This is a genomic window from Burkholderia sp. B10, assembly GCF_004368385.1.
GTDB classification, from domain to species: Bacteria; Pseudomonadota; Gammaproteobacteria; order Burkholderiales; family Burkholderiaceae; genus Burkholderia; species Burkholderia vietnamiensis.
On record NZ_PQMX01000001.1, the window covers coordinates 22430 to 37085 of the forward strand.

A 14656-nucleotide genomic window follows, 5' to 3' on the forward strand; every position below is an offset into this window, starting at 1 on the left:
TGACGCGCGCCGCGGTCGCCACGGACGGCGCGCATCAGGTCTTCTCCTCGATCGCGGCGTCGGCCGTGAGCGCGGGCGCGTCCGTGCGCTTCAGGCGCAGGCCGACCCGCACGCGCTCGCCGCCCGCGGGCGCATCAGAGGAGAGCGCGATGCGATCGATCGGCATGGCCGGATCGCGACGGAACGCGTCGTGGATCGCGAGCAGCCGGTCGCGCATCGCGGCGATGGTCGCGGCGCGGAACAGGTGCGTGTTGTAGATGAACTGGATCAGGTGCGTGCCCGCGCTTTCGACGACCTGGAACGACAGATCGAACTTCGCGGTCGTGTCGGGCGGCGAAACGTCGGTGATGCGCAGGCCGGACTGCGGCGCCGGCATCGACACGTGGTTCGCCTGAATGTCGAAGATCGGCGAATGGTTGGCCGGCGTACGGATTTTCAGATCGTCGAGCAGCGCGTCGAACGGATAGGACGCGTGCTCGAGCGCCTGCGTCGACGCCTGCGCGACGGCGTCGATCACGTCGGCGACGGTCGCGGTGTTGCGCACCGGAACGCGCAGCACGACGGTGTTCAGGTACAGGCCGATCTGCGGCTCGAGCTGCTCGCGGTCGCGTCCCGCGGACACGCTGCCGATCACGATGTCCTCGCGCCCCGTGTAGCGGTGCATCAACACGCAGAACGACGCGAGCAGCACCGTGTAGAGCGACGTGCGGTGCGCGCGGGCGAGCGCGGCGAGGCCGTCCACCTGGGGCTGCGACAGCGCGACTTCGAGCGTCTGCCCGGCATGGCCGAGCCGTTCGGGGCGCGGAAAATCCGCCGCCAGTTGCAGGCGCGGCAGCGGCGGCGCCAGTTGCTGGAGCCAGTACGCGCGATGCGCGGCCGCGCGCGGGCCGGCGACGCTCGCGTTGTGCCACGCGGCGTAGTCGCGGTACTGGATCGACAGCGGCGGCAGCGCGCGCCCGTCGTACAGCGCTTGCAGATCGTCGGTCAGCACGCGGATCGACCACGCATCGGAGATCACGTGGTGCATGTTCAGCAGGAGCAGGTGCCGGGTCGGCGACAGCGTCACCAGCTTGACGCGCAGCAGCGGCCCCGTGGCGAGATCGAACGGCTGCTCGCTTTCCGCGCGAATCAGCGCATCGATCGCGTCCGGCCCGGCGTCGGCCGCGAGCGTCGCGTGCTCGACGCGGAACCCCGACGCGTCGCGGCTCAGGATGCGTTGGCGCAGCTCGCCTTCGCTCATCGCGAACACCGTGCGCAGGCTCTCGTGGCGATCGACCAGCCGGTCGAACGCGGCGACGAGGCGCGCGGTGTCGACGGCGCCGTCCAGCTGCAGCGCGCCCGCCATGTTGTAGGTCGACGGAGCCGCGCTGCGGCTCGCGAGCCAGATGCGCTTCTGCGCGCGGGATACCGGATAGGACGCTTGCGCGGCGAGTGCCGGGATGAGCGCATCGTCGGCGGCGTCGCCCGCGGGCGACGAGGCGAGCTTGCGCGCGAGGGCGCGCGGCGACGGCGCATGGAAAATGTCGGCCACCGCGACGTTCAGTTTCAGTTCGCGGCGGATCCGGCTGACCATCTGGATCGCCTTCAGGCTTTGGCCGCCATGCTCGAAGAAGTCGTCGTCGACGCCGGTCGGCCGGTGGCCGAGCACGTCGGCGAAGATCCGCAGCAGCGCCGCTTCCACCGGCGTCTGCGCGTCGGCGGGCGGGCCGGCCGGCGACGCAGCGGCTTCCGGCAGCGGTAGCGCCGCGCGGTTGATCTTGCCGTTCGGCATCACCGGCAGGGCCGGCAGCAGCACCACCGTGTCGGGCACCATGTGCGCGGGCAATTGCTCGCGCAGCGCGTCGCGCACGCGCTGGGGTGTCCAGCCGGCGTCCGATGCACCCGCCGCGTACGCGCACAGCGTCTTGCCCGCGTCCTGCGTGTCGCGCGCGACGACGACCGCGTTCGAGATGCCGGCGAGGCCGGTCAGCGCGGCTTCGATTTCGCCGAGCTCGATCCGGTAGCCGCGGATCTTGACCTGGAAGTCGCGGCGGCCGAAGAAGTGGAGATTGCCGTCGGCCCCGAAGCAGCCGATGTCGCCGGTGCGATACAGGCGTGCGCCGGGTGCCGGGCTGAACGGATCGTCGCGGAACACCGCCTGCGTGCGCGCTTCGTCGAACAGATAGCCGCGCCCGACGCCCACGCCGCCGATGCAGATTTCGCCCTTGACGCCGACCGGGCACGGATTCATGTCGGCGTCCACGACGTAGAGGCGCAGGTTCTCGATCGGCCGGCCGATCGGGATGGCCGGCCGCGCGGGCGCGTGCGTCATGGCGTAGTGCGCGACGGAGTCCGACGCTTCGGTCGGGCCATACGCGTTGATGAGCCGCACGGCCGGATTCAGCCGGAACCACGCCTGCGCGGTGGCAGGCTGCAAGGTTTCGCCGATCGTCAGCAGCGTGTCGAGGTCAGGGAAGGCCGGCTCGGCGTGCTGTTCCAGTTCCTCGACGAAGGTCGCGAGATACGACGGCACGAATTGCATCGCCGTGATGCGGTCGCGACGGAGGCAGTCGATCAGGCGCGCGGGCTCGAGAATGACGTCGTCGGGATAGATCACCGTCGTGCCGCCCGACGCCAGCGCCGCGAAGCACTGCCACACCGAAATGTCGGAGCAGTGCGACGCGGTCTGCGCCACCGCGCCGTGCGCGCCGAGCCCGACTCGGCGCGCCATCGCGAGCACGTGATTGAGCATGCCGCGATGCTCGACCATCGCGCCCTTCGGCTGCCCGGTCGAACCCGACGTGAAGATCACGTAGGCGAGGTCCGCCGGGCCGGCACGCGGCGTGCGCGGCGGCGCGTCGCCGTCGCCGTCGCGGTGCGCGGCATGCGCGGGGTCGACGAGCGGCACCGACGCGAGCGCGGCCGGCGGCCGACGGTCGGCGCCGACGATGATCGAAGGGCGCGCCAGCGTCAGGATCGTCTCGACGCGCTGGGCCGGATAGGCCGGATCGACCGGCACGTATGCCGCGCCGCATTTCCAGATGGCGAGGATCGTCTCGAGCATCAGCGGCGAGCGCGGCATCCACACGGCGATCCGGTCGTCCGCGCGCAGCGGCGCGGCCTGCATCAGACGGGCGGCGATCCGCTCCGCACGTTCGACCAGCTCGCCGTAGGTGCGCACCTCCGTGCCGCAGCGCACCGCAATCCGGTCCGGGTGGGCGGCTGCGACGGCCTCGATCAGTTCGGGCAGCGTGCGGTCGGCCGGAACGGGCGCGCCGGTATCGTTCCAGCCGTGCAGGAGCGCGTCGCGCTCGGCGGCGGCGAGGAGCGGGATGCTGCGGTTCGGGCGATCCTGCGCGCCGGCCAGGCCGACGAGCAGCGTTTCGACATGGCGCAGCAGCCGCACGATCGTGTCGCGATCGAACCGCCCGTCGTCGTACAGCGCCTGCAGCGACAGGCGCTTGCCCGGCGTCACGACCAGCGTGAGCGGGTAGTTGTTCGGATCGGACACGTCGAATGCGCCGATCCGCAGGCCCGGCAGCGCATCGGCCAGCGCCTCCTCGACCGGATAGTTCTGGAAGATCAGCAGGCTTTCGAACAGCGGCACGCCGGGCGGCAGGCCGGCGAACTTCTGGATGTCGGCGAGCGGATGGTGCGCATATTCGTCCTGCTGCGCGAGATCCGCCTGCAGCTGGGCGAGCCATGCGGAGGTCGGACGCGCGTCGATCCGCACCCGCACCGGCAGCGTGTTGATGAACAGTCCGACCATCTCGTCCGACGCCGGCAGCGACGCCGGGCGACCGGACACGATCGTGCCGAATACGACGTCCGCTTCGCCGCTGTAGCGGCTCAGCAACTGCGCCCACGCGCCCTGCGCGAGGGTGTTGAGGGTGATCCGGCTGGCCCGCGCGAACGCGACCAGCCGCTGCGTGTCGTGCTCCGACAGCAGCAACGGCTCTTCGACATAGGCGCCCGACCGGGCCGTGCCGTCGAGTTCCGGCTGGCCCAGCACGAGCGGCGTGGTCGCCGGGAAATCGGCCAGTTTCGCCTGCCAGAAGCGTTCGGCGACAGCGGTGTCCTGACTTGCGAGCCAGCGCACGTAATCGCCGAAGGCGGGCGGCGGCGCGACGTCGGCCGCTGCCTGATATGCGGCGGCCACTTCGCTCAGCAGCCGCGCGGAGCTCCACCCGTCGAGCAGGATGTGGTGATGGCTCCAGTGGAACCGCCATGCCTGATCGCCGAGGCGGAACAGCGCGAGGCGGAACAGCGGCGCCTGCGTGAAGTCGAAGCCGCGCGCCCGGTCCTGCGCCACGTAGGCGTCCCAGCGCCGTTGCGCGTCCGCGGCGGAGGCCGCGCGCAGATCCTCGTCGTGCCACGGCAAGTCGATCCGGCGATGCACGACCTGCACGGGACTTTCGGTTTCTTCCCAGTGAAACGAGGTTCGCAGGATGTCGTGCCGCTGCGCCACCGTCTCCCATGCGCGGCAGAAGCGTGCGACGTCGAGTGCGCCGTCGATCCGGAAATTCAGGCTGCTGAAGTACGCATCCGACTCGGGTTCGTACAGGCCGTGGAACAGCATGCCCTGCTGGGTCGGCGTCAGCGCATAGACGTCGGCGATCTCGTCGGCGGCGAGCGCTGCCGGCGCCGACGCCGACAGCGCGGGCGACGCGGCATGCGCGGCGACCAGCGCCTCGAGCGCCGCGACGTACGCATGCGCGACGCGCCGAATCGTGTCGGCGTCGTGGCATGCGCGGCTGAATTCCCATGCAACGTGCAGGCGATTGCCGGCGACGTACGCGTTCACGTCGAGCAGGTGCTCGCGCAGCTGGTCCGGATGGCGGCCGTCGCCGCTCGGCTCCGCGGCCGGCTGCCACTCGCGTGCGGCGGCGAACAGCTGGTCGGTCTGGCCCAGGTAGTTGAACAGCAGCGCCGGCCGCGGCAGCGGGCCGTCGAGGCGGTCCCGCAGCAGGCCGTAGCCGATGCCGCCATTCGGCACCGCACGCAGTCGCGCCTTGACCGACGCCACCAGCCGCGCCGGATCGCGCACACCGGCATCGGCGCTCAGCACGACCGGGAAGATCGACGTGAACCAGCCCACCGTGCGCGAGATGTCGAGCGCGTCGATCAGCTCCTCGCGCCCGTGCGCTTCGAGGTCGACCAGCACGTCGGCGCAGCCGCTCCAGTCGCCGACCGCGCGCGCGAGCGCCGCCAGCAGCAGGTCGTTGATCTGCGCGTCGTAGGCGCGCGGCCCGGCGCCGAGCAACGCCGCGGTGGCGGCCTCGCCGAGTTCGACGACGATCGTCTCGGCCGACGACACGGTATTGGCGTCGGCCGGCGCGGCGCGATCGACCGGCAGCCCCGGCTGCGCGCCGCGCGCGACGGCCTGCCAATGGGCGAGATCGGCGTCGGCGGCGCCGGAGGCGGCCCACGCCGATATCGCCTGCGTCCATGCGGTCCAGGTCGCGCTGCCGCCGGCGAATTCCGGCGCCTTGCCGTTGCGCAGCCGCGTATAGGCGTCGTACACGGTTTCGAGCAGCGCGCCCCACGACACGCCGTCGACCACCAGATGATGGGCGATCAGCAGCAGACGCAGCGAGCGGCCGCCATCGAGGCGCAGCAGGTCCGCACGCACGACGGGGCCGTGCGCGAGATTCAGGCTCGCATGCGACTGCGCGACGTGCTGCGCGAGCTCGTCGCGCGCAACGTCGAACACGCCGACCGGCACCTCCTGATCGTCGACGACTTCCTGAAGCCAGCCGGCTTCGCCCGCGCGAAAGCGCAGCCGCAGCGCGTCGTGCCATCGCACCGCGTGCCGCAGCGCCTGCCGCAGCAGCAGCGGGTCGAGGTCCGCCGGCACGTCGAGCATTACGGCCTGGTTGTACTGATCCGCAGCGGTCTTGCGCTGCGCGAAGAAGCGCTGCTGGATCGGCGTCAGCGGCAGCGGGCCGGACGACGCGACGTACTGCGCGGCGGCCGCTGTGCCGAGCGTCGCTACGGCGGCGAGCTCGGCGACGGTCGGATGCTGGAACACCAGCCGCGTCGTGATCTTCAGGCCGGCCCGGGCCGCCAGCGACACGATGCGCATGCTGAGGATCGAATCGCCGCCGAGCGCGAAGAAGTTGTCGTGGATGCCGGGCGACGCGATGCCGAGCGCTTCGGCCCAGATGCCGCACAGCAGCGTCTCGGTGCGCGTGCGGGGCGGCGTCGGCGCGTCGCCGGCGGCGGACCGCCGCGACCGGTCCGGCGCGGGCAGCGCCTTGCGGTCGATCTTGCCGTTGCCGCTGAGCGGCAGCGCGTCGAGCACCACGTAGACGCCGGGAACCATGTAGGCCGGCAGCGTGGCGGACAGCGCCGCGGCGATCTCGGCGTCGCCGAGCGACGCGCCGTCGCGGAACGCGACATACGCGCACAGCGCGGCGCGACCGTTCTCGTCGCGATAGTCGAGCGCGGCCGCCTGGCGGATTTCCGGAATCGCGGCCAGCGCGTTGTCGATCTCCCCGAGCTCGATCCGGTAGCCGCGGATCTTCAGCTGATGGTCGCTGCGGCCGTGCAGCACGAGCGTGCCGTCGGGCAGATAGCTGCCGATGTCGCGCGTGCGGTACAGGCGCACGCCGCGCTGCGGATGGAACGGGTCCTCGACGAACACCTCGCGCGTGGCGGCTTCGTCGTTCAGATAGCCGCGCCCGACCGCGACGCCCGACACGCACACTTCGCCGGGGATCCCGATCGGGCACAGGTTCATCTGGGCGTCGACGACGTACAGGCGCACGTTGCGCAGCGGCTTGCCGACCGGCACGTACGGCGTGGCCGGCGCACCGGTCATGCGGTGCTGCGCGACGTCGTCCGACGCTTCGGCCGGGCCGTACGCGTTCGACAGCGCGATGTCCGGGAACAGGTCGAACCACCGTTTCACCAGCGCGGGGCTCACCATCTCGCCGGTGACGAGCAGCTCCTGCAGATGCCGCATCGACGCCGGCCGTTCCGACGCGCGGTCGAGCACGGCCGACAGATACGACGGCACCAGTTCCAGGATGCTGACGCGGGCGGCCTCCAGATAGTCGACGAAACGCGCGGGATCGCGGATGCAGTCGTCGTCGACGATCACGGTCCTGCCGCCGACGAGCGGCGCCGTGAAGAACTGCCAGACCGAAATGTCGAAGCAATGCGGCGCCGTCTGGGCAATCACCGACGACGCCGTGATCGACAGCGCGTCGATCTCGGCGAGCATGTGGTTCAGCATGCCGGCGTGCTCGACCATCGCGCCTTTCGGTTTGCCGGTCGAGCCGGACGTGTAGATCACGTAGGCGAGGCCGTCGGGCGACACCGGGCGGCCGAGGTTGCCGTCGTCGACGTCGGTATCGCCGCCGTCCGCGTCGAGCGACACGACCGGCGCGATTGCGGCCAGCTCAGGCGGAAGGAGGCCGTCGCAGGTGATTACCAGCGCGGCGCCGGAGTCTTCGAGGATGGTGCGGATGCGGGCGGCCGGATAGTCGGGGTCGATCGGCACGTACGCGGCGCCGCATTTCCAGACGGCGAGGATCGCCTCCATCAGCCGCGCCGACCGGTGCATGCAGATCGCAACCAGCGTGTCGGGCCCGAGCTCGGCGGCGGCCAGCAGGATGCGCGCGGTGCGGTTCGCGCGGGCGTTCAGTTCGGCGGCGCTCAGCACGCCGTCGCGGTATTCGACCATCGGCCGCTCGGGATGCTCGGCGGCCGCCTGCTCGAGGCGGTGCACCACGGTGCGCGCGGCGTCGAACGGCACGGCGGTGTCGTTGAACACGTCCTGCAACCGATGCCGCTCGGCGTCGGGCAGGATCGGCACGCGGCCGAGCAACCGGCCCGGATCGGCCGCGAACGCGTCGAGCGTCGCGGCCACGTGGCCGAGCATGCGCTGCATCGCGTCTTCGTCGAAGCGCCGAGGGTCGAACGACAGCTCCATCTTCCAGTCGTCGCGCGCCGTCACCACGAACTCGAGCGGAATGTCGGCGCGGTTGTAGAGCTGCACCTCGTCGACGGCCAGCCCGTGCGCGCCGTGCGTGAGCGACGCGTCGAGCGGGTAGTTCATGAACGTGACGTTGCTCTCGAACAGCGGCGTCGCCGCCGGCACGTCGCTGCAGCGCTGGATGTCGGGCAGCGGCGTGTGCTCGAACGGCGCGCGGGCGGCCACGCGGGCCTGGATCATCTTCAGCCACGGCACCAGCGGCTGCCGCGGATCGACGCGCACGCGCACCGGCACCGTGTTGATGAACAGGCCGAGCATGGTTTCGATGCCCGGCAGATTGACGCCGCGCCCGGACACGACCGCGCCGAACACCACGTCGGTCTCGCCGCTGTAACGCGACAGCACGAGCGCCCAGGCCGCCTGCGCGAGCGTGTTCAGCGTGATGTGATGGCGCGCCGCGAACTGCCGCAAGCGCGCGCTGAGATCGGCCGACAGGTCGGCCTGCACCTGTGCGAGACCCTGGCCGAAGCGCTCGCTCGCGCCGGCGCGCGCCGCGCTCGGCAGCGGGGTAGGCGAGCGGAACCCTTCCAGATAGCGCTTCCAGTATTGCTGCGCGGCCTGCGGGTCGCCCTGCTGAAGCAGCTGGATATAGTCGCGATACGGGCGCACCGGCGCGAGGGCGGGCGGCGCGCCGCGCAGCAGCGCGCCGTAGACGTGGAAGATCTCCTCGATGACGAGCGACAGGCACCAGCCGTCGGCGAGGATGTGATGGTGGCTCCAGCTGAACAGATGGGCATCGTCGGCGATGCGCACCAGGCGGCAGCGCACGAGCGGCGCGCGATCGAGCGCGAAGCCTTCTGCCAGATCCGCCTCGAGATGCGCGCTCCAGCGCGCGCGCTGTTCGCGCTCCGGCACCTCGCGCCAGTCGTCCTGCACCCACGGCAGCGTGGCGTGCGCGTGCACGACCTGCATCGGCTTGTCGACTTCCTCCCAATGGAACGACGTGCGCAGCACCGGATGCCGATCGACGAGCTGCTGCCATGCGGCATGAAACGACGCAGGATCGAGGCTGCCGGCGATCCGGCAACTGAGCTGGTTGAAGCTGCTTCGCGAGCCGGGCGCGTGCACGGCATGAAACAGCATCGCCGCCTGCATCGGGGAGAGCTCGTAGATATCGGCGATGGTCGGGGATGTCACGATTTGATCCTTGAGACGAGGGCGTCCAGCGCGTCCTGGCTGATGCGCGCAGCCGGAAAGTCCGACGGGCTGAGCCCGTGCTGTCCGTCGCCGGCCGCGGCGACGATCGACAGCAGGCGGCTGCGGTAGCACTGCGTGAGCCGCTCGACGATGTCCGGCGCGCAGCTCGCGCCGTTGTAGTGCCAGGTGAGGCGCAGGCGCCCGTCGAACACCATCCCGTCGATTTCGAACAGATGGCCGCGCCGTGCGCGCGGGCTGTGTTCGGGGCTCTGGAAATCGAGCACCGGCTTCCAGCCGGTATCGTCGCCCAGCACGCGATCGACCTGGCCGAGATAGTTGAAGCGCACCGGCGCCGGCGGCTGCCGCTCCAGCGCCGCCGCGACGCGCGGGTCGCGGCCGAGGTAGCGCGCGATGCCGTAGGGCAGCCCGCGCAGCGGCACGGCGCGCAGCTGCTCCTTGACGGCGCGCAGCGCCTCGACGGCCCCGGTGGCGTCGCCGGCGTCGAGGTACACCGGATAGTGCGCGGTGAACCAGCCGATCGTGCGCGACGTGTCGACGCCGTCGAACAGCGCCTCGCGGCCGTGGCCTTCGAGATCGACGACCAGCGACGCGGTGCCGGCCCAGTCGCCGAACGCGAGCAGCAGGGCCGTCAGCAGGACTTCGTTCACCTGCGTGTTGAACGCGCGCGGCACGTCCTGCAACAGCGCGAGCGTGTGCTGCGGGTCGAGCTCGACGACGGCCGTGCCGGCGTCGGCGACGGTGCCGACCGGCATGTCGTCGAAGCACGCCAGCGCGTCGACGTTCCGCTGCAGCCAGTAGTCGAGCCCGTCGAGCCCCTGTGCGCCGAGCGCGGCGAGGCGGGTCGACCAGTCGAGCCACGACGTCGTCTTCGGCGGCAGCGCCACCGCTTCGCCGGCGTCGAGCTGCCGGCACGCCGCGTACAGATCCTCGAACAGTACGCGCCACGACACGCCGTCGATGACCAGATGGTGAGCGACGACGAGCACGCGTTGCGGCGCGTCCGGTTCGAACTGGAACAGATGCGCGCGCAGCAGCGGCGGCGCCGACAGCGCGAAGCCCTGCTGCATGCGCGTGGCCGTGTCGAGCATCGCGGCGTGGCGGGCGGCGGCCGACGCGCCGGCCAGCGACGTGACGCCGAGCGGAATCGCGAGCGGCGCCGCCGCATGCGTTTGCCGCCACGCGCCGGCGACGCACTCGAAGCCGAGCCGAAGCGCGTCGTGATGCGTCGCGACGGCCGTCAGCGCGCGTTGCAGCACGTCGGGCCGCAACGTCGCCGGCACCTCGATCATCGTCGACTGGTTGTAGTGGTGCGGGTCGGCCACGTCCTGCGCGAAGAACCAGTGCTGGATCGGCGTCAGCGGCGCCGGGCCGACCACCGGCTCCTGCGCGGCGCGCAGCGGCGGCGCATCGACGACGACCTGCGCGAGGCCCGCAATGGTCGGATGCGCGAAGAACTGGTCGGCGGTGAATTTGAGGCCGACCTGCTGCGCGAGCGACATCACCTGAATGAGCAGGATCGAGTCGCCGCCCAGCTCGAAGAAATTGTCGTGCACGCCGATCGGCGCGCGGCCGAGCACATCCGACCAGATCCTGCCCAGCCGCGCTTCGACGTCGTTGGTCGGCGCGGCGTACGCGGCGTCGGCCGGTCCCGGCCCCGGCGCGGCGTCCAGCGCGTCCAGCGCGGCAAGTGCGTTGCGATCGGGCTTGCCGTTCGGCGTCACGGGCAGGCGTTCCAGCGCCACGATCGACGCGGGCACCATGAAGGCGGGCAGATGTGCCTTCAAGTGCTCGCGCAGGCTCGCGGCGTTCGCCGTCGCCGGGGCGACGCAGGCCGTCAGCTGCTTGTGCTGCGCGGCATCCTCGCGCACGAACACGATCGCGTCCGCGACGTCGGGATGCTGCCGCAGCGCCGCTTCGATCTCGCCGATCTCGATGCGGTAGCCGCGGATCTTCACCTGCGTGTCGCGGCGGCCGGTGATTTCCAGGTTGCCGTCCGGCAGCCACACGCCGAGGTCGCCGGTGCGATACAGGCGCTCGCCGGGTTCGAACGGATGCGCGACGAACGCGGCGGCCGTCAGGTCGTTGCGGCCGAGATAGCCGCGCGCCAGCGCGATGCCCGACACGCAGACCTCGCCCGTGCAGCCGTCGGGCGCGAGCGCGCCGTGCTCGTCGAGCAGGTACAGGTGCGCATTGCTGATCGGGCGGCCGACCGGCAGACGGCTGCCGTATGCGATCGCGGGATCGACCACGTAGTCGGCGATACAGACGGTCGCCTCGGTGGGGCCGTACGAGTTGTGGCAGATGCGGGTACGCGCCAGCTCGCGCAGCTCGGCCGCGCGCGCGGCGTCGCCCGCGCTGATCACGCGTGTCACGGTGTCGAGCGCGCGCCAGTCGAGCGCGGCGAGATAGGCCGGCGTCGCGTTGATGGTGGTGACGCCCTGCTGCGCGACGTATTCGACGAAACGCGGCACGTCGCGGATCACGCTCGGTTTCGCCAGCACCAGACGCGCGCCCGCGAGCAGCGTGACGAAGATCTCCATGATCGAGCCGTCGAACCCGGGCGAGTAGAACTGGACGAAGCGGTCGTCCGCGTCGAAGCCGAACGCGTCCACGTGGTACTGCGCCATGTTCAGCAGCCCGGCGTGTTCGAGCACGACGCCCTTCGGTACGCCCGTCGAGCCGGACGTGTAGATGACGTACGCCGCATCGTCGGGCCGCACGTCGGCCTGCGCCGGTTCCGGTGCGGGCTCGAGCGTGTCGAGCTGGAAGTCGAGCGCGAACATCGGAATCGCCCAGAAGTCGGCGAGCAGGGACAGGTGTTCCGATTGCGTCAGCAGCGCTTTGACCTTCGCGTCGTCGATCATGAAGCGCAGCCGCTCCGGCGGAAACTCCGGGTCCAGCGGCAGATAGACCGCGCCGGCCTTCAGCGCGCCGAGCAGACCGACGATCCAGCGGACCGAACGGTCGGCCACCACGCCCACCACGTCGCCGCGTTCGATCGCGTATTCCGCGCGCAGGAACCGCGCGAGCCGGGACGCCTGGTCGTCGAGTTCGGCATAGGTCAGCGACGCCTCGGCGCTCGCGACGGCGATGCTGTCCGGCGCGGCGGCGACCCGCTGCGCGAACTGTTCGAGGAAGGTGCCCCGGACCGCGACGGGCGCCGCTTGCGCACGCAGGCGCGCGCGCTCGGCGTCGTCGAGCAGCGACACGGTGTCGAGCGGCGCGTCCAGCGCGCCGAAGCCGGCCACGACGTTGCCCAGATGGCGTGCGAGGTGCCGCAGATAGTGCAGCGTGAACACGGTCGGCCGGCCCGTCAGCACGATCTCGTAGCCCGCGCGGCGCCTGATTTCGATCGACAGGTCGTAGTCCGCCGCCGCCCACGCTTCGTGAAGCCCGTCGAAGCGCACGCCGACGTTGGTCGTGCGCCGTTCGCCGTGCAGCTGGTGCGCGAGCGCGGCCACCGGAAAATCCTGATACGAATAGCTGCGCTGCACCGTGTCGCGCAGCTGGTTCAGATACGCGCGAACCGTCGGGCCGGGCTCGATCGCGTCGAACAGCGGCAGCGGATCGGTCAGATCGCGTGCGGCCGCGGCGACGAGGCCCGGCGTCTCGACGAACGCCGCGGACGTGTCGCCGTAACGGGCCAGCACGCGGAACAGCGCAGCCAGCAGCACGACGAACGCGCCGAGCTTGTTGCCGGCGGCGAGCTTCTCGAGCGTGAGCGACGCGTCGCCGTCGAGCGCGTACGTCAGTTCCGGCGCGGGGCCGAGCGGCAGCGCGTAGGCTTGCCACGCCTGCTGCAGCCGGAAGTCCTCGGCGCTGCGGCCGAGCGCGTCGCGCCAGAACGCCGCGTGTTCCCGGTATTGCCCGCTGGTCGACAGCGCATTGAGATTCAGTTCTGACAAAGCACGATCTCCCTGGTCCCGTACAGGATTTCCGACGCGATGCCCTTGGCCTTGCAGTGCGCGACGAACTGCGTGGACTGGACGTGGCTGGGCGAGTTTTCGTCGAAGGTGTTGTCGAGCAGATGGTTCAGCCACGGCTCCTGACCCATCGCATAGACGTACGCCGCGTTGAACGCGAAGTCGTCCACCAGTGCGGCGGCCTCGCCGAACTGGCAGCCGCGCGCGCGGCGCGACTGGTCGATGTCGCGCGGCAGCGCGTGCGGAAACAGCGGGCCGTAGACCCACGACGGCGGCGCGCCTTCGGTCTCCATCCCGACGAACAGCGTGTCGGGCTTGCCGACCAGCCGGAACACGTGCTCGTAGAGGCGCGGATCGAGGTTGCACGAATCGGCGATGCACAGCGCCGAGCGCGAGCCGAAGCGGATCATGAAGCTCTGCTTGCTCTGGATCGCGAGGTCGTTGTGTTCGCCGAGGAACGGAATGGCCGTGATGGCGCCGCCGGGCAGCGGGATCTCCTGCGGGTCGCGGACTTCGAGCACGTCGGCGAAGCCGAGCTTGCGCAACGCCAGTTGCAGCGACGGATCCTGCGGAAAGCCGTCGAGGTTCCTGCCGACCACCACGGTCTTGATCTTGTGGCGAAGCTGCAGCAGCGTTTCGAGCACGATGTGGTCGTGATGGCTGTGCGTGATGAGCACGTAGTCGATCTGGTCCGGCAGGTCCGCGAACGTATAGCGCGGCAGCGCGGTGTCGTAGCCGTAGCTGATCGCCGGGTCGATCAGGATGCTCACGCCGCGGCTCTGGATCAGCAGGCACGCATGGCCGTAGTAGCGGATCCGGACGTCGTCGCCGTCGAACGAGCGGTCCGGCTTCGGCGCCGGCGCCTCCTCGACGAAGAACGAGCGGAACAGCGGCTCGTCGCGTTCCTCCACGCGCATCAGGTCGACGATCTTCGCGTAGCTGGCGGGCGTCTCGCGCATGCGGAACAGCGCGTCGAGCGCGGGCTCGTCGAACGCCATGTCGCGGAACAGCGTGCGCTCGTCGCCGAGCCGCGGCGTGCTGAGGATGAACGGCCGCGGCGTGTGTTCCTCGATCGCCGACAGCGCGATGCTCTGCGCATCGCGCGCATAGAACGGGCTCGCGTACAGCAGGCTTTCGAAGATCCGGAACGACGGGTTGTGATTCAGGTCGTAATAGATCTCGACGTAACCCTTCAACACCTCGGGAAGCGCGCGATAGAGCGGGTCCGAGGCCATTCCCTTCGCCTGGTCCAGCAGCAGCGCGGAGAACGCCTTGTAGGCCTTCGCCAGCTCCAGCTGCCGGGTCGCGCGGCGCTCGGTCCGCTCGATCAGCGCGCGGATCTCGTCGACGCGCTTGCCGTCCAGATCGAGGAACGGGCCGCCGCGCATCGCGGGGTCCCTGCACGCGGCCGCATGCATCAGCGGCGATGCGGCGTACGACTTCAGCAGCGGCAGGAACCGCTCGGCCACGTTGAGCGCGGCGGTCAGCGGCGGCAGCGTGTGGAACCACGCGTACCAGCTGTTGATCAACGGTTCGAACTGGATGTTCTGTCGCAGGTAGACCTGCGTGTTGGACGAAATGGTCAACGAAGGCT

At 70.6% G+C, this 14656-nt stretch carries 3 protein-coding genes; all 3 read right to left on the minus strand.

Annotation, left to right across the window (positions count from 1 at the left end; all coding sequences use genetic code 11):
* Positions 1-34: 34 nt before the first annotated feature.
* From C3Y15_RS00070 to C3Y15_RS00080, 3 genes are read right to left on the minus strand one after another with little or no spacing between them, the layout of a single operon-like run.
* Positions 35-9118, minus strand: coding sequence for a non-ribosomal peptide synthetase (locus C3Y15_RS00070; RefSeq protein WP_124259711.1), 9084 nt, complete (start codon positions 9116-9118; stop codon positions 35-37).
* Positions 9115-13044: a non-ribosomal peptide synthetase gene (locus C3Y15_RS00075; protein ID WP_059461624.1), complete on the minus strand. Its 3930-nt coding sequence runs from the start codon at positions 13042-13044 to the stop codon at positions 9115-9117. Before C3Y15_RS00075 ends, C3Y15_RS00070 begins: the two co-directional genes overlap by 4 nt.
* Positions 13032-14648 (minus strand): MBL fold metallo-hydrolase, encoded by a 1617-nt coding sequence (locus C3Y15_RS00080; protein ID WP_124259710.1) that lies wholly within the window; start codon positions 14646-14648, stop codon positions 13032-13034. The genes C3Y15_RS00075 and C3Y15_RS00080 overlap by 13 nt, the downstream gene beginning before the upstream one ends.
* Positions 14649-14656 lie beyond the last annotated feature (8 nt).